Here is a 19,822-nt window from a genome sequence, read left to right as displayed (position 1 = left end):
TAGAATATGGGGCGGAGGAGATTACGCGGGTGCTCGACGAACTCACAGCAAAGGATGCGTGGTCCACGGAACATTACCGGGATCCGAAGAAGAGGCCGCCCCGGCCGGAGCGACCTCTTTGCTATTTACATTTGAATGTTCTCGTTTAAGATTCCGGCACATCTTCCAACGAACGACGAACCGGGGCTCGATGTCAGTCTTCAATGGCCTGATAGACCGTGGTCCAGAAATCGTGGATAACCCGCGCTGAATCTGGGGTTGACATCCCGACCTGGGTGAGCAGGATTCCGGTGAGCTGGTTCTCCGGGTCGGCGTAGGTTGAGGTGCCGCTTCCGCCATCCCAGCCGAACTGGCCGATGGACGCGTAGTCGCCGCGGTAGGTGCGCACCGCCATCCCGAAGCCCCAGCCGCCGTGCTGCCCTTGGCCGAATGACAGATGGACGTTGTTCTTGGCCATGGCGTCTCGGGCGGCTTGTTGCTCGGGTGTGAGGCGGTTCGTGGTCATCAGCTGGACGGCGGGCCGGGACAGAATCCTCTCGGACCCATGCATTCCGTGATTCAACAGCATCTGGAAGTAGGCGTGGTAGTCGTCGACGGTAGAAGAAAGTCCGCCGCCGCCGCCCTGGAACGCCGGAGGCTGGCTGTGGAGTCCCCCCTTGGCCTCGTCCCACACGGTGAACTCTCCGGTTTGCGGGCTCGGGGCGTAGAGGGGCGGCAGCCGGTCGATCTTGCCCTCGGGGACGTGGAAACCGGTGTCCTTCATACCCAGGGGATCGAAGATGCGATCGCGCAGGAACGTCTCAAATGACTGGCCCGTGACCCTGGCGACGAGCACGCCGAGCAGATCGCTGCTGATGTGGTACTGCCAGCGCTCTCCGGGCTGGTGCATCAGCGGCAGTGTACCAAGGCGGCGCATCCACTCGTCCGGCCCGGGCATCGGCTCCGGCAGATTGGGCGTGAGCCCCTGCTCGAAGATCGCGTCCATGATCGGAGTGCCCAGCGATGTCATATCCATGCCGAGCCCGAATGTGGAGGTGAGCAGGTCCCGTACGGTGATCGGCCGCCGCGCGGGCACGGTATCGTCCAGCGGGCCGTCGGGCCGCTTCAGTACCCGCCTGTCGGCAAGTTCGGGCAGCCACGACTCTACCAGGTCATCCAGCCGAAGCCTGCACTCGTCGAGCAGAACCATCGCAGCTGCCATCGTGACCGGCTTGGAAGTGGACGCCATCCGGAAGATCGTGTCCCGGCGCATCGGCGCGCCGCCGTCATGTCGCATCGTGCCCATCGCTTCGACGTGCGTTTCCCCGTACCGGCTGACCAGGGCGACGAGCCCGGGAATCTTCCCCGACTCGACATGCCGTGCCAGTACGCCGCGCATTCTGCGCAGCCCTGTTTCGGAGAAGCCGCTATTGCTTTGTCCCGTTGTCATCTTCTTCATTTGGTTTCCCTCCTTATCGAATGGTAACCTTGGACACATCGGCTTCTATGCCTTTAAGCGCGGCATAGGTCAGCTTATCCACGACTGCGCCGTCGAAGCAGACGGTCCTGATGTCGCGGTAGTATTTCTTGGACAACAAAGACCCTTGGAATGAGGCATTCCGGAGTGTCGCACCCTTGAACGAAACTTCGTTCAACGCCGCTTTGTCGAACTTGACGCCGATGAAGGTTTGGCCGTCAAGCCGCTGCCCTGTCAGATCGGAAGATGTGAAGTCAACGCCGTCGAAGATACAGTGTTCAAAGACGGTTTTTCTAAGGTCGGTCATGTTCAGCTTAACGTCGGTAAGCTTTGCGCCAATGAACTTGGCTCCGGTTAGCCGCGACTTGCTGAAGCTTGTGCGCACAAGGATGGATTTGTTGAAGCTCGCATTCGCAAGGTCAAGGGCGGACAGGTTGCAGTCGGTCAGGTTGGCGCCGTCGAAACAGGCATCCCGCACGTCGCTGCTGGCAAACGAGCTGCCGGTCAAGTCCGCGTTCGTGAAGTCGGAGCCTCGCAGCACGCTTGATGTGAATTGTCCCTTATGCGCGGTAACGCCCCCGAAATCGCTCTTCGGCAGGTTGCTCGCGCTTAAGTTGGTCACCGCCTGCCGTTCCAGCGGGCGGGAGAGGTTAGCCATCTCTTGAATCGTTTGCTCAATGTCGCCGATGCTGTCAATGGTTATCGCAAAAGCCGTTTCATCGTCCTTGCCTTCGGCTTGGAGTTCACGGAATCGCTCCTGCAAATCGGAGAGCAGGTCGGCCTTTAATTCGGCGGCGCTTGTTACCCCATCGTAAGGTGCGAAAACGCCGTTCAAATAGTTGTTCAATTTCTCATTCATAACATCAACCTCCCTATAATAAGTTTTCAAGTATGCGTTTGGCATACTCCCAGTTGCTTTTGTTGCGGGCGTAAGTCGTCTTGCCCCTCTCGGTAATCCTAAAATATTTGCGGCGTCCGCCCTGTGACTCATCGCCCCAATACCACTCGATATCACCGTCCGCCTCCAGCCTGCGGACGCTGGAGTACATCGTGGCTTCCTTTAATTGGTACTCACCACCCGAGCGCTCGGCAATCAGCTTGACAATCTCGTAACCGTAGCGGTCAGCCTCGGACAAGAGCCGTAGAATCATCGTATCCGTATGCCCGCGCAGCAGGTCGGAAGTAAGTTTGTTCTCACTCATATCATCACCCTCATATGTATGGTACGGCATATTACTGTGTCAGTCAAGGTAGTGTTTTAATTATAATACTTTGTTTGTAGTATCTTTAACATAGGAGCTGCAGCCGTTATGCTGGATTCATCCATATGGCTCGTTTTTCGCAAATTCTTAGGAGGTGACTTATGAAGGCCATGCTGTGCACCACATACGGACCACCCGAAGTCCTTCAGCTGCATGAAGTGGAGAAACCCGCGCCGAAGGTCAAGGAAGTGCTGGTCAAAATTCATGCGACAACCGTAACTTCAGGGGACTGCAGGGTTCGGGGATTCCACAGCCCCCTCTTGTACTGGATTCCCATGCGACTTTTCTTAGGCCTGCAAAAACCAAGAAAAGCGATACTGGGCGTGGAGTTAGCCGGGGAAGTGGAAGCCGTAGGGCAAGAGGTGACACAATTTAAACCGGGGGATCCGATCTTTGCTTTCACCGGAATGCGCTTCGGCGCTTATGCCGAGTACATCTGCCTGCAGGAAGACGGACTGGTGGCCCACAAACCCGTCAATGCGACCTATGAGGAAGCCGCTGCCGTACTTTTTGGGGGGACTACCGCACTTCATTTTCTTCGCAAGGGAAAGATCGGGGGTGGACAGAAAGTGCTCATCTATGGAGCTTCCGGTGCGGTAGGGACTTCCGCGGTACAGCTTGCGAAGTCCTTCGGGGCGGAGGTGACCGGCGTATGCAGCAGCGCGAATAGCGAATTGGTGAAATCTTTGGGCGCCGATCAGGTCATCGATTACACGAAGGAGGACTTTACGCAAAGCGGGGAACGGTACGATATCATCTTCGATGCCGTAGGCAAAGCCTCCAAATCCCGCTGCAAGAAAGCACTGGCACCGAACGGGACTTACGTTTCCGTGGAAGGGCAGGGGGTAGCAAGGGAGCGCAAAGAGGATCTACTCCTCCTCCGACAGCTCATCGAAGCGGGGAAAGTAAAGCCGGTGATCGACAGACGCTATCCCCTGGAGCATATCCCGGAGGCTCACCGGTATGTGGAGAAGGGGCACAAAAAGGGGAATGTCGTCATCACGGTAGCACAGGATAAGCCCATCTAGTCTATGTTTGTACCACTTGTATACCAACCCCCTTAGGGGGCTGCCGAGCGGGAGCCCTCTTAAAGGGGGTACTCGCCCCGCAGGCCGCTCCGCACATCCACAGCGGCAGCAGACATAACCTTCCAACCTCAGGCATAGCTATGAATATATCAATGATGAAGTGGAAAGAAACAGAGATAGGATATGCAAAGAAACAGAGAACGGGAGGGATCTCATGAATGTTGAACTGTTTTTTTCGGTCGAAGAAACCGCCGTCATCCTGAGAAAAGAACCCCGCATCATCTATCAGTGGCTAGCCATCGGAGAGCTTAGAGGATACCAAAAGAAGGGGAGGAAAAGCAGGTGGGAAATACCTGCTTCCTCTATCCGGCCTCTCCTGCCTGGAAAGGTAAAGGAAGTGGACCGGCTGATCCTCGACCTTGTCGGGGAGATCAGAGGGATGGAGATGACCGCGGGGAATGAGCTGCTTCGCCGGCTGATGATTGGAATCGCAGACAGGCTGTCCACCGGTGCTCAGGATGTGGAGCGGAGCATGCAAAAGAAACAAGTATGCCGAGCGGCCGGCTTGCTTCCGATGGACAACCCGGGCTGGGAGGCGCTGGCACTGCACGAGCTTATCCAACAACACCGGTCAGGTTTCATTGGAAACGAGGACGTGCACCGAATCCTTATCGAGAACGACTGGATGGAGTGGTATGAATACGCGACCAACGAGCTGGTGTGCTCGCCCGTTTGTATACCGGTTGACTGATCCTATGCCCGCCTTCCGCCCGCTAACCGGGCAAAGGGGGCTTTTTGTGTTCAGCCATAGAGATATCAATAGATTCATACGTTGCTCAACTAAAAAATAAATAATATTAATCTATTGATATTTTTGTAAAATAAATATAATATATCTCTATATCCTGCTGAGGAGGTATCTATAGAGTCAAAGTAATGACAGCGCTTTCGAAACACCACATCCAGGGGAGGCTGCGACCTTTCCATACCACCCGACGAACGGACGATGCTCTAGCTGCAGACCTTTAAGCAGCCGTTGTTGGAACCGCTTACTTACTTATCCCACTAAAAGGAGCAACAACTCATGTCAGGAACAACACGTAGAAAAAAGCTCTCGCTAGCTGCTATCTTACTCGTATGGATCATGGCTTTTGCTATGGCACTGCCGGCTTCGGCAGCCGAATGGTCCGTATCGGGAAATGTCGAATCCCATGACCCTACGGTAATCAAAGAAGGGAACACCTGGTGGCAGTTCTACACCGGGGATTATCTCAAGGTGAAATATTCCGCCGACGGTAAAAACTGGACCCAGGGAACGCCCATGTTCAAAGGCCCTCTGTCCTGGTGGTCCGCGTACGTAACGAAAACCTCCGCCGTTAACGAAGTATGGGCTCCAGATGTCATCTATCAGAACGGCAGATATTGGCTCTATTATGCCTACTCCGAATTCGGTACGAACCGCTCCCTGATCGGTCTCATGTCCGCTACCAGCATAGCAGCAGGGGACTGGAGGGACGATGGGCTTGTCATCAGCTCCGATTCTTCCAAGAACTACAATGCCATTGACCCTGGTATTACCAAGGATGCTTCCGGGAACCTCTGGATGTCCTTCGGTTCCTTCTATTCAGGCATCAAGCTGGTGAAGCTGGACCCGGCGACCATGAAGCCCGCATCAGGCGCTGCCATCAATTCCATCGCCACCCGGCCCGGTGTAGCCAACAATCCGGTCGAAGGCGCCAAGATTGTGTACACGAATGGCTATTATTATATGTTCGTAGCCTTCGACTACTGCTGCCAAGCTGCAAACAGTACGTACAAGATCGCCTACGGCCGTGCCTCCAGCATCACAGGCCCTTATGTTGACAAAGCCGGAACCAGCATGCTGAACGGCGGCGGAACCATCCTGGAAACAGGAGACTCCAGATGGCGCGGACCCGGGGGGCAGGAGCCTTTTTGGGATGGAAGCAAATGGGTGATGGTCCGTCATGCTTACGATGCGAGCAACAGCAATTTCCCGACGCTCCGGGTAACGGATCTCTACTGGGATGCGGACAAATGGCCTTCATATAACGCCAGCAGCGGGTATTATAAGGTGCAAAACCGAGGGTACTCCGCCCTGTATATGGATGGTCTCGGTGCTGCGACGGACGGTGCGAATCTTGCCCAGTGGGCAAGCAGTACGAGCTACAACCAGCAGTTCGAGATTGTCAATCTCAGCAATCAATACTATAAGCTGATCAACCGCGGTACAGGCAAAGCCATTGATGGTCTGGGGAGCACGAGTGCGGGCTCCAGCGCAGCGCAGTGGAGCGGCAGCACCAACTATAATCAGCAGTGGGAACTGATCAACGCGGGCAGCGGCTACATCAAATTCAAGAACCGCGGTACAGGGCTGTATCTGGACAACGGCGGCCAGTCTGCGAATGGGTCCGTTGTGAAACAGTATGGTGACAGTACGAGCTACAACCTCCAGTGGCTGCTTCAAAAACAGTAATCTTCAGTCTTGAGTTAGACGATAAGAATCCAATGAAAAAAAAGGCCTGCCGGTATCTCGGCGGGCCTATTTGGATAGGGGACGGCAGTACAAGGAAAAAGCAGCAATCCCCTCCGGGGCAAAAACCTATCTATCTTACCGATGGATTTTTTTTGCTGCCGCCTGAGGGGGGAAACGCTCTATGAATCTACGTTCGCCGAGTTAAGGGCAACCGGTCAATCGTAGAAGGAAACGGTTGCGGTACCTCCGAAGGCCTTATACACATAGAATTCCGCCTTTTTATTATCACCGTCCACGAAACCTCCGATACTGCGGAAGGCGCCGCAGTCGCCGGCGGATAAGTGCACGTAGCCTACTCTTTCGTCGGCGTTGCCAGCCGGGTCATCTTCAAACAAGTTGTAATAGCCTGTAGGACCGGATTCCAGGCAGACGAGAAAATCCCCTCCGCTTGATTTGGCTACTGCGCTGCCGGTAGTGAATGTGGAAGAACCGAGGTAATCCCATTCTCCGGCTCCTGCAGGGACGGCCTCTGCTTTGGGTACAGTGGATGCAACGACGGCAGTATCAGCAGCGAATGCGGTACTGATCGGCAGCGCCAGCATACAAGTTAATGCCAGCGAGACCACACGAATCTTCTTGGAGAAAGGCTTCATTATCATTCATTCCTCCCATATAAAGTAATATATTAACAAATTATTGCATACAGAATGTAACATAGTGTCGGTGTCGAAGTAACCTATTTAGTGTCGAATGTCATTAAAAAGTAAAATTATTGTAAAGAATACAAGATTGGCACGTGCATTCTACTGACATCGTCGGTTAGTATCATCTGATGATAGAGAAAGTGATATCAAGAAGAAGTTATTGACTACGCAGTAAATAACTGGTACGATGCTCCCATGAGCAGACCTAGAGAATTTGATGCCGAGCATGCATTAGAGCAGTGCATGGAAGTGTTCTGGACAAAAGGTTATAAGTCGACCTCCTTCGATGATCTGACCCGGAGGACGCAGGTGAAGAAGCAGAGTTTATACTGCTTGTTCGATGACAAGCGGGCCTTGTTTCTGAAGGCCTTGGCGCTGTACCGCGAGCAGAGTTTAGCCATGCTGGAAGATCAGGTCTCCCGGGCCGGTACTCCCGTGCAGAAACTGGAGGCCATACGCGACACCATGCTTTTTCAAGGTGACGAAGCGTTGAGCAAAGGGTGCTTCATGGTCAATTCCACGCTGGAATTCGGAACCGGCGACGAGAAAGTAACCCGCGAAGTCGAGATCATGTTCGCCGGGGTGGAATGCATTCTCGAGAAGGTGATCCGCAGTGGTCAAGAGCAGGGTTGTATCACGAACCGGCATACCGCTGCCGCGCTCGCCGCGCATCTGGCCACTACCCTTCTCGGTGCGCAGATTATGGCAAAATCGGGTGCATCCCGCGAACGGATAGACACGGTATGGCAAACGTCCTTTGCGTTGATCCTGGCTTGATGCCCCTTTTTTTGCGCAGTTTTTGACCCTGTAGTCAAAAATAAAAACCCACTTGGAGGTATTTATGAATACAAATCTCTCTGTACAATCCTTGTTCAAACCTTTTGCCACCCAGAATCTCTCGCTGTCCAACCGCATCGTGATGGCGCCGATGACCCGCCAGCATTCTCCGGAAGGGGTGCCGGGAGCGGATGTGGTTTCCTATTATCGCCGCAGGGCGGAGAACGGCGTAGGCCTCATCGTGACGGAAGGTACGGTGGTGAATCACCCGGACGCATCGAATCAGCCTAACGTGCCGTATTTCCATGGCGAGGCTGCTTTGAACGGATGGGCGAACGTAGCGGCTGCGGTGCACGAGGCGGGCGGGCGGATCATTCCGCAGCTTTGGCATATGGGAGCGCGCGGCCATGCCGGTGATTACTCCGAACAGGAGATATCCGAGATCGTCGAAGCCTTCGCACAGGCCGCAACCGAAGCCAAGCGGATTGGCTTCGACGGCATCGAGCTCCACGGTGCGCATGGATACTTGATCGATCAATTCTTCTGGGAGCATACCAATCCGCGTACGGACCGCTACGGCGGCGGTGTGGTCGAACGCACCCGCTTTGCGGTGGAGATCATCGAGGCATGCCGCCGTGCGGTCGGACCGGAGTTCCCGATCGTGCTGCGGATCTCGCAATGGAAGCCGACGAACTATTCGGCGAAGCTGGCCGAAACGCCGGAGCTGCTCGAACAATTTTTGGCTCCGCTGGCAGATGCCGGCGTCGATATCTTCCACTGCTCTTCCCGCCGCTTCTGGGAGCCCGAGTTTGAAGGCTCGGATCTGAATCTGGCCGGATGGACCAAGAAGCTGACGGGGAAACCGACGATTACGGTCGGTTCGGTGGGCCTCGATGGAGATTTCACGAGTCTCTTTACTAATGGAGAGGGCGCGGGCAATGCGAAGGTGGACGGCTTGATCGAAAGACTCGAACGCGAAGAATTCGATCTGGTAGCCGTAGGCAGAGCTCTGCTGATTGATCCGGCTTGGGCGGACAAAATTCGTGACGGCCGTACGGACGAGTTGATTCCGTTTACGCCTGAGGCATTGAAGACTCTGTTCTAATTCGTATGCGAGCCGCCAAGCCGGCCGCCAAGCCGGCCGCCAAGCCGGCCGCCAAGCCGGCCGGCAGATGCCGGCCTTGGCGATTCGTGCTCGGGTCATCTCAACTGGATCACATGGTTACATGGAATGCCGCCTATAGGGCGGCTTTTTGTGTTGACTAAACATTCATTCAAAAATAAAATAGGATTATATTTACATGAGCGGACAGAATGCATCCAAGTGCGCTCTGCCGCCATATAACACAATGATTGGAGGAGTGACTTAGCCGTGCCGCGTTCCCCTGAAGAGAATGAACGCATTCGACAAGCCGCCAAGGAGAAAATCCATGGCGCGGCCATGACGCTTTTCATCAAAAAAGGGTACCATGCCACGTCCATCGACGATGTAGCCAAAGAAGCCCGCATCTCGAAGGGCCTGCTCTACAACTATTATAAAGGCAAAGAAGACCTGCTGGCGGCTATGGTCCGGGTCCGGATCGGAGAAGTGGCCGAAGTCATGGAGGCTGCCGCAGCCCAGAAGACGCCGTCCGATCAGCTTCGCTATATCGTCGAGGGCGCGATCCATAACGTATATCTGCGGCCTGACGTATACCGGTTCTATCTCAATCTGCAAACGCAGCCCGAAGACGACCATGTGCTCTCTGTCTACAGAGAACAGCTCAACGAAGAGTCCCGCCGGCAGTTTGAAGTGCAGTGCACGATGTTCGAACAGCTGGGGGCGAAGGAACCCCGGCTCAGATCGATTTATTTCTCGTCCGCGTTACAGGGCGCGATGCTGATGATGAGCACGTATCCTCGAGGATTCCCGGTAGAGGAAATCAAGGGGCAGATCATTCGAGAATATACGGTAGATGGGAGATGAACAGCGATGGAAACACGTGTACAACGAATCGATTTGAATGGATACCTCTTTCAATACCGCGAAACGGGGGAGAGATCGGCACCGCCGCTAATTGCCCTCCATGCGTTAGGTCACCAGGCGGAATCCTGGGATGAAGTGGCTGCCGGGCTTGCGGACCGCTACCGTGTCTTGGCCTTGGACCAACGCGGGCACGGGGGAAGTGCGCGAACCGGCAGCTATTCCTTTGAGCGGATGTGCGAAGACCTTCATTTGTTTGCGGATGCCCTGGGGCTGGGGCAGTTCACCTTGATGGGTCATTCGATGGGGGGAACCGTATCCTACCTCTTCTCCGAAACCTATCCCTCAAGAATTGAACGCCTGGTTCTTGAGGATACGCCTCCTCCATTTCACGATAAAAAGATCGAGATTCCTTCCGAACCCCTGGAGCCGCTGCCATTCGATTGGAACGTCGTGCCTTCGATCCTCCAGCAGCTTAACGAGCCGAATCCGCAGTGGTGGGCGCGTCTGCCAGAGATCATGGCACCAACCCTTATCATAGGAGGCGGGGCCGCCAGCCACGTACCGCAGAACCAATTGAAAGAGGCTGCCGCCCTTATTCCATCTTGTGAACTCGTGACGATAGAGGGAGCCGGACACCATGTTCATCAGGCTAATGCTCCTGCCTTTTTGGCCGCCGTCAGATTATTTTTATCCATATCCCAAGACTGACGTCCGCCAGGATCGGCAGTCTTTGCTGCTCCAGCAGAAAGCAAGCGTAATTATAACGAAATTGGATAAAATAGGTTTATAACAGACTAAGGCATGATAGCCAAAAAACATGTGAGGGTGAATGCACCGTGACCATTCAGGAAATGAGTGTGGAGGAAGCCGCCGATATCGTTAGAAATTGCATTGCGATGGAACTGAGAGTGAAGACGTCCGAAGTAGACCAGACCATCAGCAGGATGCAGGAATATGGTTTTACGTTTAAGAATTCATGGGCTTCTATGGAATTAAAGGATTACAGAATCATTGAATTCTGGAAAAAAGAGCTCGTGAAAGGGAGTTAAGGGGCAGGAGCGGGGGAGACCAGGCCGTCGGCTCTTATCCCTCAGTAACCCTCATACCCTCCGGCATTCTATTCAGCAGCGGCCCTTTGCCTGCGTACATTCGCAGTGCAGGGGGCCGCTTTGTCATGCCATGCGGGCCTGCGGATTGACGTGATCCTGCCGGGAATGTTAACGTTAATCCCTAAACATTCCGCGAGCTCTACATGCGGGTAAACGCAGCTCATACCTGAAACCCGGAGCCCTGCTGGCAGGCCGAGTGACCGGACTCCGGGCGCGCGGCGGCTTTGAAGTGGATCTAGCCTGGGGGGACGGCAGTCGGACGGAAGCAGTGATCCTGTCGGTAAGCGGGCAGCGCCTGGAGATCCGATATTCACAGCCCCTGGCTCTTGCCGCTGCCGGACAGCCGTTCCAGGGAGCGGACAGCAAGCCTGGCGAAGTATACCGGCTGAAGCCCTTGGCATTAGCTGCAGAGCTATCGACTATAAGTAAACGAATCTTCTCCGTAAGTCTACCTCCGGAAAATCGGGAAAAGTTGTTACGCATTTGCTCAAAGGGGTGTGCTTGGACGGATAACGGTTTCAGCTCATGGATGAAGCCAGGCAGCCCATTCCCATGAAAGCGACTGCTATCCAAAGAGCTGTCTGCTTGGGAGAAGAGTCGAAATGAGAATCAAAAGGGCGTGAGGGAAAACCTAACGTCCGCTTTGATGAGGAGGGCTGCGGAGCCACACTTTACTCTACGAATTGTACTTCGAAGGAGAGAGATCATGAGAAACCTGTGTTTTCGAGAAGATGGAAGTTTTACGATTGCCCAGTTCACCGATTTGCACTGGAAAAATGGAGAGCTCGAAGACCAGCAAACCTATCAGTTGATGAAAAATATTCTCGAGACGTAGGCGCCGGGTCTCGTTATCTTCAGCGGGGATGTGATTCATAGTGAAGAGTGCAAGGATCCGCTGGACTCCTACAAGAATGCGGTACGGGCGGTAGAAGAGGCGCAGGTTCCGTGGGCCGCTATTTTTGGCAACCATGATGCAGAGCATGAGAGGGGTTCGAAGGAAGACCTGATCCGCCTGCAGCAGCAGTTTCCCCACTGTTTGACGGAAGCGGGACCTGCCTTGGATAACCGTCTCGGGAACTATACGACTCGTATTCAATCCCGGGCAGGACGAAATGATGAATTGCCTGCTGCCGCACTATACTTATTTGATTCCGGAAGTCATCTGCATCATCCCGTTGGCGGGTATGAACGGATTACCCACAGTCAGATTGGCTGGTACCAAGAACAAGCAGGGGAGTTAAGAAGACAGAACAACGGCGAGCCTGTATTCGCTTTATCTTTTTTGCATATTCCGCTGCCTGAATATAACGAGGTATGGAACTATCACACCTGCTACGGCCATAACTACGAGGGAATGGGATGTCCCAAGGTGAATTCCGGTCTGTTCTCGGCGTTTCTTGAGATGGAAGATGTAAAAGGGGTATTCGCGGGTCATGACCATGTGAACGATTTTTGGGGCGAGCTTCACGGAATACGTCTGCATTATGGACGGGCGACGGGGTATAACTCTTACGGAAGGGAAGGATATCCACGCGGTGCGAGGATGATTCGTTTGACCGAGGGAGCGGCTTCATTCCATACTTGGATCCGACTGGATGACGGGACGATGATCTCCCGCCAGCCGGAGCATCCACCGGAGCAGATAAGGAAACGAATCTAGTGAAAGCAAATCTAGTGAAAACGACGGCCGGAATCCAATCAGGACAGGGAGGGGACGGATGGGTATGAGCCATTCGTCCACCCGGGTGAAGGGAGCAGACTGCCGCTGATATGCCCCCCCGATGGTTAGACACTCAGCTAACCATTGGGGGGCGGCTCAGAGCAGCTGCTTCTTTTTGTTGTCATGGGTTATCAGGATACCCTCTCACAATACCGGTCATCGACGTCCACGGAACGTCCGGCGCAAGTCCTGCACCCACTTGTCCGGGATTTCCCAAGGGATAAAGTGGCCCCCCTGTTCGTGAACGGAGATGTTCCGATGGTTATACCAGGGGGCGCGGTCACTGTCCAGAAAATTCTGTATGCGGTGTTCTGTCGTAACGCCCGGCGGATTCTCGTAAGCCACGAAAGTGATGCCCGTCGGCGCTTCAATGACAGGCCAGCGGTCATGAGCGGGTGCCCAGGGATAGCGGTTGGCATTCGCATAGATGCGTATCGAGGTTGCGATGGCGTTGTTGACCCAGTAGATGGTAGCGTGTGTAAGGATATCGTCCTTCGAGAAGACATTCTCAACGTTGCCGTTATTGTCACTCCAGCTGGCCCATCTCTCCAGGATCCATGCGAGCATACCTGCCGGCGAGTCGCTCAGTCCGAAGGCGAGTGTGCTGGGATCCAGAACGTGGACGGCGAGATGCGTTGCAAACCGGCGGTCGAATTTCAAGATATCCGTCCGGATGCTGTCCGGCATGTTGTCTGGAATGGGACGTCCTCCGGAGAAATCCCAAGCACGGTCCCCATTGAAAAAGCTCAGTTTTAGGGCAGACCCGATATGGATCGCGTAGAGCTCGTCGCTATATTTGTGTCCCAATTGACCGGTCACAAGAGCTCCGACATCGCATCCCCCAGCGGCGTATTTCTCGTAGCCGAGAATATCGGTCATTAGCGTATGCCAGAGATCTGCGATCTTCCAGAAGTTCATATCTGGTCGATCCGGCAGCGTAGCCGAGAATCCGAAGCCCGGAAGAGAGGGCACAATGACGTCGAAGGCATCAGCCGGATCGCCTCCGAATGCGCCGGGATCCGCGAGCGGACCGATAACCTTGGACCAATGCCAGAACGTCCAGGGCCACCCATGGGATAGAATCAACGGAACAGGGTTCGGTCCGACGCCCGGTTTGCGCATAAAATGCACAGGGACTCCGTCCACGCTGACTTTATAGTGTTCGTAGGCGTTGATCGCCTCCTCCGCTTTGCGCCAGTCAAACTCGTTGATCCAGTAATCCACGAGTTGTTCCATATAATTCCGGCTGACGCCATAGAACCAGTCCTCATTCCCTGCATCGGCAGGCCATCTAGTAGACTTCAGACGAGTCTGGAGATCGGCAAGCAATTCATCCGATACATGGATCGGACTCGGTTCAAGCGCAAAAGAAGCTGTTGTCATAAGTGTTCCTCCTCCAAGAATGGAAGGCTCTGATTATGAATGGTTTCCCAGCTCAACCAGATGCCGCAAGGCGGGTAATGCGGATGTAATGGCCTCTCTTTCCTCCAGGGTGAGTCCTTCCATAAGCTTCGCGAGCTGCGCCATACGGTCCAAGCGGCGCGAATCGATAACCTCTGCGCCAAGAGCGGTAATATGCACTTGAACCACCCGGCCGTCATGTGGATCGGGCCGGCGCTCGACGAGTCCGTCTCGTTCCAGCCGGGTCACCAGCTGGGTAATGGCCGACTGCGTAACTTGCTCGGTGGCTGTCAGCTCCGTCAGCCGCATGGGACTCTTGCGGGACAAGGTGTGGAGGACGGACAGTGTAGTGAAGCTTAGTTTTTCAATGGAAGGCAGCCGAATGAGGATCCTGGTCAAGTCTTCGATCACCAGGGCGAAATCGGCGGCATTCGGATCGGTTGTATGGTTTGTAGGCTTCATGGCCAAATTATATCACAAACTTATATAAGTTGTTAATATATATTTGGGATAATTTAGGGGTGGTCAGCAACAAATCGATCCTAACCAGCGTCCTAGGAACGGATATAACGGTAACGCAAATTCCGGAACAGGCAGAAGTGATTGTCCAGGCCGGCAAGGGGGAGGGGCATTCTTATAGATATCGTAATCAGAGAACGGTCTGCTGCAGACCTGTCCAAGGGGATGGATATCCGTGATTGTTTTATCGTTGATTCTATTCTTGACGTAACATATAAGGATCAATGTTTCGGGTATACGGTAAGGGAGATTCCGGCTTATACCAAAACCTACGGCGGGGAAGCCATGACCGATGATGAGTATTCCGAATATATCGATAATCCCGATGGAATCATCTACTTGGCGCTTCTGCAGGACCACGTTGTGGGTGAAATCATACTGAAGAAGAACTGGAACCATTACGCGATTGTCGAGGACATCAAAGTGGATGAATCGTACAGAAGATACGGAATTGGCCGCAAACTAATCGATCAGGCGAAATACTGGGCAAAGGCCGGCGGGATGCCAGGTCTCATGCTTGAAACACAAACCAATAACGTCAGGGCATGTAAATTCTACGAAAGCTGTGGCTTTGCGATAGGTGGGATGGACCTTTATTTATATAAGGGGGCAGAACCCCATCACAATGAAACTGCTATATTCTGGTACTTTTTGTTTGAGTGAGCCGCCTATGGTGCGGCATTTTTTTTTGCAGCATTCAGGGCAGGAGCGTGTTGTACAATCCATTGGATAGGGATGGGAAATGAAGTATATTATTGAGGAGGATTGAATCCGGTTAACCGGATGTGTCCGTTGTCATTGTTGAACGTGTTGGGAGGCGTCTGCCATATATAAGATTATGATCTGCGAGGATGATATGAAGTTGTCGGAGCTGCTTCAAACCCATATCGAAAAGTATGGATTCGAGGCGATCGTTGTGGAGGAATTCGGCCAGGTGCTGCAGCACTTTCAACGCACTGCCCCCCATATGGTGCTCCTGGATGTGAACTTGCCGCAATATGACGGATTCTACTGGTGCAGGCAGATCCGCAGCGTATCTACCTGCCCGATCCTCTTCATCTCCGCCCGTTCCGGGGGGATGGACCAGGTGATGGCGCTGGAATATGGGGCGGATGACTATATTACGAAGCCGCTGCACATTGAGGTGCTGATCGCCAAGATCCGGAGCCAGCTGAGACGGGTGTACGGCGAATATGCGGGGCAGGCGGAAGAGAAGATCGTGCAGCATGCCGGTCTGACCTTGTTTCCCGAACGGTTGGAACTTCACTGCGGAGAGCCGTCGGTTACCCTAACGAAGAAGGAGGCCGTGCTGCTGGAGGCACTCATGAAACACCATCCGCGCGTCACCTCCAGAGAAGAGCTCCTCGAGCTGCTGTGGGATGAGCAATCCTACGTAGACGAGAATACGCTCAATGTGAATGTGGCAAGGGCCCGGAAGAAGCTGCTGGAGCTTGGCATCCCAGACGGAATCGAGACCATCCGCGGCGCAGGATACAGACTGCATGAGCGAATAGGGACGGGAACAAGCCCATGAAGCTAGGGCTTATTATCGGGCGGGTGTGGATGTGTGCCAAGTCCGCGAACGGTACTGCGATGAGGGCACGATACGGCAAGCATCCGGGGAGGGCAAGACGATGAGGCTGTTTCTTCGTGATCATCTGCTGCTGATTGCAGCCCATGCCATCCAGCTGGCGCTTGTTCTGCTGATCTATGTGCTGGATGGTTTCCGCGACTGGAGAACGGGGCTGTATGCGGTTTTTCTCGGCATGTTCGTGCTTACCGGATATTTGGGCTTCCGGTATGCCACTCACCGCGAATACTACTCGCGGCTATCCCGCCCCATAGAATCGCTCGACGAGTCGATCCGGCCCGCCGGCCGTGCACCGGTCCCCTTGGCGCTAAGCGACCTGCTGCGGAGGCAGTACCGCCATTATCAGGTACAGCTCCAGGAAGAAGAACACCGGAAGCGGGAGCATCTGGCGTTCATCCATCAGTGGGTGCACCAGATGAAAACCCCGTTGTCCGTCATCCACCTCACCGTTCAGGACCGGCAGGATGAGCAATCCGCCAGCATACGGGAGGAGGCGGAGCGGCTCGACAGCGGCCTCGAGACCGTGCTGTACGCGGCCAGACTCGAATCCATCGAGCAGGACATGCAGGTGGAACCCGTGAGTATCCGGGAGCTGGCGAGTACCGTCATTCATGAGCACAAGCGGCTGTTCATCCGCAGCAAGGTGTTTCCCGAGAACCTGATCGATCCGGAGCTGTATGTGGAGACCGACGCGAAGTGGATGCGGTTCGTGATGAACCAGCTGCTGAGCAATGCGGTCAAATACTCTGCCGGCACGCAGGAGAAGGTAACCTTCACCGCAGTCCGGGAAGGAGAGGAGACGCTCTTCGAGATCCGCGACAGGGGCGTCGGCATCCCGGCCTCCGACATCCGGCGGGTGTTCCGCCCCTTCTTCACGGGGGAGAACGGAAGAATCTTCCGGGAATCCACGGGTATGGGACTCTATCTGGTCAAGCAGATCTGCGAGCGGCTGGGGCACCGGGTGGAGCTGGAGTCTGAACCCGGTCAAGGGACGACGGTCCGTATCCGGTTCCAAGGAACGGTACCTTACACCCGTGTAATGAAACTGTAAGCCGCTTCGATAGAAAGAATTCCGGCCTTTCTGTAAACTGAAGGCAATCGAACATTGCACAATGGAAAGGAGCCGATAGACCGTGGAGATGTTGAAGGTAGATCATGTGAGCAAAATATATGAGGGCAGCGTATCGCAGCGGGCGCTGCAGGATATCTCGCTGTCGGTAGAGCGGGGAGAGTTCGTAGGCATCATGGGGCCGTCGGGCAGCGGCAAGACTACGCTGCTGAACCTGGTGGCGACGATCGACAGCCCGACCAGCGGCAGCATTACGATTAACGGGCAGAGTCCCCATGCGCTGAACCGCAATGAGCTGGCCCGATTCCGCCGCAAGGAACTGGGCTTCGTCTTCCAGGATTTCAACCTGCTGAACACCTTGACCGTGGAAGAGAATATCGTGCTGCCGCTGACGCTGGACGGGGAGAAGGTGTCCGTCATGGAGCAGAAGGTCCGGATGTTGGCGGATCGTCTCGGCATCACCCCAATTCTGGAGAAGCGGACTTATGAGATCTCGGGAGGACAGGCGCAGCGGGCGGCTATAGCACGGGCTATCATTAACTCTCCCAGCCTGCTGCTTGCCGACGAGCCGACAGGCAACCTGGACTCCAAGTCATCCAGGGACGTCATGTCTACCTTGGAGGAGATCAATGCGAAGGAAGGGACAACCACCCTTCTGGTGACCCATGATGCGCTGGCCGCGAGTTACTGCCACCGGGTGATTTTTATTAAAGACGGGCAGCTGTACAACGAAATCACCCGGGGGGATAACCGGCAGGCGTTCTTCCAGAAGATTATCGACATGCTGTCTTTGCTGGGAGGGCACGCACATGACCTTGCGGCAATTCGCGTTTAACAATGTCCTCCGCAACCGCCGGATTTATGCAGCTTATTTTCTGAGCAGCGCTTTCTCGGTCATGGTGTTCTTCGTCTATTCCATGTTCGCTTTCCATCCCGAACTCAAGCAGGAGCCCATTCATGCCGAGGTGACGAAGACGATGCATTTTGCGGAATCGCTCATCTATGTGTTCTCGTTCTTCTTTGTCCTGTACTCCATGAGCTCCTTCCTGAAGACCCGCAAGCGGGAATTCGGGGTGCTGATCATGCACGGAATGACGAATATGCAGCTGCGCCGGATGGTGTTCATGGAGAATATGCTGATCGGCTTCGGCGCTACTGTCTTCGGCATAGGGATCGGGCTTGTATTCTCCAAGCTGATCCTGCTGCTGGCACAGAATGTGCTGCGGCTCGAGCAGACGCTGCCCTTCTATATGCCCTATATCCCCGTCGCCTTGACCTTCGCGGCGTTCATGGTGCTGTTCCTGTGCATCTCCTTGTTCACCGTATCGGTACTCCGGGGTCACAAGCTGATCGAGCTCATCAAGGGAACGGCCAAGCCGAAGGCCGAGCCCAAGGCATCCGCCTTCCTGGCGTGGACAGCAGCGCTCCTGCTCGCATCAGGTTACGCGGTCGCGCTGGTTGTGAAGGGGACGCTTGTCACCGCGGCGATGATTCCGGTCACGATCATCGTTACGGTCGGCACGTACCTGCTGTTCACCCAGCTGAGCGTCTATCTGATCCGCCAAGCGCGCTCGAACCGCCACTTCTTCTGGCGCCGGACGAACCTGATCCTGCTGTCGGACTTGTCGTACCGGATGAAGGATAATGCCTGGACCTTCTTCATGGTTGCCATCCTGTCCACCGTGGCATTCTCGGCGATCGGTTCGCTCGTCGGCTTCAAATCCATGTATACCGAGGTGATGAAGAGGGAGAATCCGTTCGCCATGGAATATTATTCCCGTGCGGGGAATCCGGAGGAGCTGGCCGGCAAGCACGTAGACGCAGTTAAACAGGCACTTCGGGAAGCAAAGCTGGACTACCAGGTATGGGAGGCCGGCATAGGGTACGCCCAACTGGAGAACGGAAAATCCGCAGCTTTCGTGCGTGCCTCCGAGTTCAACCGGATTGCCGAAGCGGCCGGAGAGCCGCAAGCTATGGCGACGGGATACGAGACGGCCGTTGTTTATTACGGCGGCGCCTCGGCCAAGAATCCATCCGACCGCTCATCCGTCCGGGTTGCCGGCTCGGATCTGATCATGGAGCCGGTCCAAGATATCCAGTCGGTGACCTTGCCGCTGTATAAGGACTATTACGTGGTAAGCGATACGCTGTTCGAAGAGATGAAAGGCCGCTTTCAAGCAGAGAAGCAGGAGCACTTCTACGCGTTCGACGTCAGGAATGCCGGTAATCTGAAGGACCTCGGGAAGCAATTGTCATTGAAGCTGGAGCAGGATAAAGGCAGCGGTAAATTCAGATACCAAAGCACGGACTATGAGCTGTACGAAGCAGACCAGAGTTACGGCGTTGTCCTCTTCATCGGCTTCTTCATCGGTATCGTGTTCTTCGTAGGGGCGGGAAGCTTCCTGTACTTCCGGCTCTATACCGATCTTGAGGAGGAGAAGCGCAAGTTCCAGGCGATCCGGAAGGTGGGGCTCAGCGACCGTGAGCTCTCCGGCATCTTGACGAAGCAGGTGATGATCTTGTTCTTCGTCCCTATCCTCACTGCAGTCATTCACGGGTCGGTTGCCTTAACGGCGCTGCAGAACATGTTCGACTACAGTCTTCTTCGGGAGTCGGCGGCCGTGATCGGATCGTTCGTGCTGATCCAGACCGCCTACTTCTTCTTGATTCGTTCACGTTATATTGCGAACGTGACACGGAGCTGAAGAAGGCCGGGCTCCTGTTCC

Annotated in this window: 22 protein-coding genes; 16 read left to right on the top strand and 6 right to left on the bottom strand. The window is 54.7% G+C overall.

Annotation, left to right across the window (positions count from 1 at the left end):
* Positions 1 to 193 precede the first annotated feature (193 nt).
* Genes O9H32_RS09030 through O9H32_RS09020 form a run of 3 tightly spaced genes read right to left on the bottom strand, consistent with a single transcriptional unit; the run spans position 194 to position 2,658 of the window.
* The gene (locus O9H32_RS09030; protein WP_269865663.1) at positions 194 to 1,438 is read right to left on the bottom strand and encodes a serine hydrolase domain-containing protein; all 1,245 of its coding nucleotides are present in this window, start codon (positions 1,436 to 1,438) and stop codon (positions 194 to 196) included.
* Between the two features lie 13 nt (positions 1,439 to 1,451).
* Positions 1,452 to 2,315: a pentapeptide repeat-containing protein gene (locus tag O9H32_RS09025; protein WP_269865662.1), complete on the bottom strand. Its 864-nt coding sequence runs from the start codon at positions 2,313 to 2,315 to the stop codon at positions 1,452 to 1,454.
* 13 nt (positions 2,316 to 2,328) lie between these two features.
* Positions 2,329 to 2,658, bottom strand: a complete 330-nt coding sequence (locus O9H32_RS09020) for a PadR family transcriptional regulator (protein ID WP_269865661.1) — start codon at positions 2,656 to 2,658, stop codon at positions 2,329 to 2,331.
* A 161-nt stretch (positions 2,659 to 2,819) separates the two neighbouring features.
* On the opposite strand from O9H32_RS09020, the gene O9H32_RS09015 reads away from it, so the two are divergent.
* The 3 genes from O9H32_RS09015 (at position 2,820) to O9H32_RS09005 (ending at position 6,240) form a co-directional block, all read left to right on the top strand.
* On the top strand, positions 2,820 to 3,746 hold the full coding sequence (locus O9H32_RS09015; protein WP_269865660.1) for an NAD(P)-dependent alcohol dehydrogenase: 927 nt from the start codon (positions 2,820 to 2,822) through the stop codon (positions 3,744 to 3,746).
* Between the two features lie 214 nt (positions 3,747 to 3,960).
* Positions 3,961 to 4,497, top strand: coding sequence for a hypothetical protein (locus tag O9H32_RS09010; protein WP_269865659.1), 537 nt, complete (start codon positions 3,961 to 3,963; stop codon positions 4,495 to 4,497).
* A 333-nt stretch (positions 4,498 to 4,830) separates the two neighbouring features.
* Positions 4,831 to 6,240: a family 43 glycosylhydrolase gene (locus O9H32_RS09005; RefSeq protein WP_269865658.1), complete on the top strand. Its 1,410-nt coding sequence runs from the start codon at positions 4,831 to 4,833 to the stop codon at positions 6,238 to 6,240.
* Between the two features lie 215 nt (positions 6,241 to 6,455).
* Here the strand turns inward: O9H32_RS09005 and O9H32_RS09000 are convergent, their stop codons facing one another.
* Entirely contained in the window at positions 6,456 to 6,899 is a 444-nt protein-coding gene (locus O9H32_RS09000) for a hypothetical protein (RefSeq protein WP_269865657.1), read from the bottom strand.
* Positions 6,900 to 7,139: 240 nt separating this feature from the next.
* On the opposite strand from O9H32_RS09000, the gene O9H32_RS08995 reads away from it, so the two are divergent.
* The 8 genes from O9H32_RS08995 (at position 7,140) to O9H32_RS08965 (ending at position 12,456) form a co-directional block, all read left to right on the top strand.
* A complete protein-coding gene (locus O9H32_RS08995) occupies positions 7,140 to 7,721 on the top strand; it encodes a TetR/AcrR family transcriptional regulator (RefSeq protein WP_269865656.1) in 582 nt (193 codons plus the stop codon).
* 64 nt (positions 7,722 to 7,785) lie between these two features.
* On the top strand, positions 7,786 to 8,826 hold the full coding sequence (locus tag O9H32_RS08990) for an NADH:flavin oxidoreductase (RefSeq protein ID WP_269865655.1): 1,041 nt from the start codon (positions 7,786 to 7,788) through the stop codon (positions 8,824 to 8,826).
* 267 nt (positions 8,827 to 9,093) lie between these two features.
* Positions 9,094 to 9,687, top strand: a complete 594-nt coding sequence (locus O9H32_RS08985) for a TetR/AcrR family transcriptional regulator (protein ID WP_269865654.1) — start codon at positions 9,094 to 9,096, stop codon at positions 9,685 to 9,687.
* Between the two features lie 6 nt (positions 9,688 to 9,693).
* Positions 9,694 to 10,395 (top strand): alpha/beta fold hydrolase, encoded by a 702-nt coding sequence (locus tag O9H32_RS08980; protein ID WP_269865653.1) that lies wholly within the window; start codon positions 9,694 to 9,696, stop codon positions 10,393 to 10,395.
* A gap of 128 nt (positions 10,396 to 10,523) precedes the next feature.
* On the top strand, positions 10,524 to 10,736 hold the full coding sequence (locus tag O9H32_RS08975) for a hypothetical protein (RefSeq protein WP_269865652.1): 213 nt from the start codon (positions 10,524 to 10,526) through the stop codon (positions 10,734 to 10,736).
* Between the two features lie 256 nt (positions 10,737 to 10,992).
* A complete protein-coding gene (locus O9H32_RS32870) occupies positions 10,993 to 11,352 on the top strand; it encodes a glycoside hydrolase family 95-like protein (protein WP_406627281.1) in 360 nt (119 codons plus the stop codon).
* Positions 11,353 to 11,502: 150 nt separating this feature from the next.
* Entirely contained in the window at positions 11,503 to 11,631 is a 129-nt protein-coding gene (locus tag O9H32_RS08970; RefSeq protein WP_269865651.1) for a hypothetical protein, read from the top strand.
* 15 nt (positions 11,632 to 11,646) lie between these two features.
* Positions 11,647 to 12,456 carry a metallophosphoesterase family protein gene (locus O9H32_RS08965; protein ID WP_269865716.1) on the top strand — a complete coding sequence of 270 codons (810 nt, stop codon included), beginning with the start codon at positions 11,647 to 11,649 and terminating at the stop codon, positions 12,454 to 12,456.
* 216 nt (positions 12,457 to 12,672) lie between these two features.
* Here O9H32_RS08965 and O9H32_RS08960 read toward each other — a convergent pair whose 3' ends face one another.
* Together O9H32_RS08960 and O9H32_RS08955 are read right to left on the bottom strand one after the other, a co-directional pair.
* Positions 12,673 to 13,899 carry an epoxide hydrolase family protein gene (locus tag O9H32_RS08960; protein WP_269865650.1) on the bottom strand — a complete coding sequence of 409 codons (1,227 nt, stop codon included), beginning with the start codon at positions 13,897 to 13,899 and terminating at the stop codon, positions 12,673 to 12,675.
* Positions 13,900 to 13,932: 33 nt separating this feature from the next.
* Positions 13,933 to 14,379, bottom strand: coding sequence for a MarR family winged helix-turn-helix transcriptional regulator (locus O9H32_RS08955; RefSeq protein WP_269865649.1), 447 nt, complete (start codon positions 14,377 to 14,379; stop codon positions 13,933 to 13,935).
* 174 nt (positions 14,380 to 14,553) lie between these two features.
* Between O9H32_RS08955 and O9H32_RS08950 the strand changes: the two genes are divergently transcribed.
* The 5 genes from O9H32_RS08950 to O9H32_RS08930 all read left to right on the top strand — a co-directional run bounded on the left by O9H32_RS08950 (position 14,554) and on the right by O9H32_RS08930 (position 19,801).
* Positions 14,554 to 15,099: a GNAT family N-acetyltransferase gene (locus tag O9H32_RS08950; RefSeq protein ID WP_269865714.1), complete on the top strand. Its 546-nt coding sequence runs from the start codon at positions 14,554 to 14,556 to the stop codon at positions 15,097 to 15,099.
* 163 nt (positions 15,100 to 15,262) lie between these two features.
* Entirely contained in the window at positions 15,263 to 15,970 is a 708-nt protein-coding gene (locus O9H32_RS08945; RefSeq protein WP_269865712.1) for a response regulator transcription factor, read from the top strand.
* A gap of 100 nt (positions 15,971 to 16,070) precedes the next feature.
* Positions 16,071 to 17,078, top strand: coding sequence for a sensor histidine kinase (locus O9H32_RS08940; protein WP_269865710.1), 1,008 nt, complete (start codon positions 16,071 to 16,073; stop codon positions 17,076 to 17,078).
* A gap of 88 nt (positions 17,079 to 17,166) precedes the next feature.
* On the top strand, positions 17,167 to 17,931 hold the full coding sequence (locus O9H32_RS08935; RefSeq protein WP_269865708.1) for an ABC transporter ATP-binding protein: 765 nt from the start codon (positions 17,167 to 17,169) through the stop codon (positions 17,929 to 17,931).
* Complete coding sequence (locus O9H32_RS08930; RefSeq protein ID WP_269865648.1) at positions 17,906 to 19,801, top strand: ABC transporter permease; 1,896 nt, start codon at positions 17,906 to 17,908, stop codon at positions 19,799 to 19,801. The genes O9H32_RS08935 and O9H32_RS08930 overlap by 26 nt, the downstream gene beginning before the upstream one ends.
* The last annotated feature ends 21 nt before the right edge of the window (positions 19,802 to 19,822 follow it).

Source organism: Paenibacillus caseinilyticus, assembly GCF_027533645.1.
Taxonomy (GTDB): domain Bacteria; phylum Bacillota; class Bacilli; order Paenibacillales; family NBRC-103111; genus Paenibacillus_G; species Paenibacillus_G caseinilyticus.
This window is presented reverse-complemented; position numbering and strand designations above follow the sequence as displayed.

Coding starts and splice junctions, on each gene's coding strand:
- O9H32_RS09030 (WP_269865663.1), bottom strand. CDS start 1,438: ATGAAGAAGATGACAACGGGACAAAGCAATAGCGGCTTCTCCGAAACA.
- O9H32_RS09025 (WP_269865662.1), bottom strand. CDS start 2,315: ATGAATGAGAAATTGAACAACTATTTGAACGGCGTTTTCGCACCTTAC.
- O9H32_RS09020 (WP_269865661.1), bottom strand. CDS start 2,658: ATGAGTGAGAACAAACTTACTTCCGACCTGCTGCGCGGGCATACGGAT.
- O9H32_RS09015 (WP_269865660.1), top strand. CDS start 2,820: ATGAAGGCCATGCTGTGCACCACATACGGACCACCCGAAGTCCTTCAG.
- O9H32_RS09010 (WP_269865659.1), top strand. CDS start 3,961: ATGAATGTTGAACTGTTTTTTTCGGTCGAAGAAACCGCCGTCATCCTG.
- O9H32_RS09005 (WP_269865658.1), top strand. CDS start 4,831: ATGTCAGGAACAACACGTAGAAAAAAGCTCTCGCTAGCTGCTATCTTA.
- O9H32_RS09000 (WP_269865657.1), bottom strand. CDS start 6,899: ATGATAATGAAGCCTTTCTCCAAGAAGATTCGTGTGGTCTCGCTGGCA.
- O9H32_RS08995 (WP_269865656.1), top strand. CDS start 7,140: ATGAGCAGACCTAGAGAATTTGATGCCGAGCATGCATTAGAGCAGTGC.
- O9H32_RS08990 (WP_269865655.1), top strand. CDS start 7,786: ATGAATACAAATCTCTCTGTACAATCCTTGTTCAAACCTTTTGCCACC.
- O9H32_RS08980 (WP_269865653.1), top strand. CDS start 9,694: ATGGAAACACGTGTACAACGAATCGATTTGAATGGATACCTCTTTCAA.
- O9H32_RS08970 (WP_269865651.1), top strand. CDS start 11,503: ATGAGAAACCTGTGTTTTCGAGAAGATGGAAGTTTTACGATTGCCCAG.
- O9H32_RS08960 (WP_269865650.1), bottom strand. CDS start 13,899: ATGACAACAGCTTCTTTTGCGCTTGAACCGAGTCCGATCCATGTATCG.
- O9H32_RS08955 (WP_269865649.1), bottom strand. CDS start 14,379: ATGAAGCCTACAAACCATACAACCGATCCGAATGCCGCCGATTTCGCC.
- O9H32_RS08940 (WP_269865710.1), top strand. CDS start 16,071: ATGAGGCTGTTTCTTCGTGATCATCTGCTGCTGATTGCAGCCCATGCC.
- O9H32_RS08935 (WP_269865708.1), top strand. CDS start 17,167: ATGTTGAAGGTAGATCATGTGAGCAAAATATATGAGGGCAGCGTATCG.
- O9H32_RS08930 (WP_269865648.1), top strand. CDS start 17,906: ATGACCTTGCGGCAATTCGCGTTTAACAATGTCCTCCGCAACCGCCGG.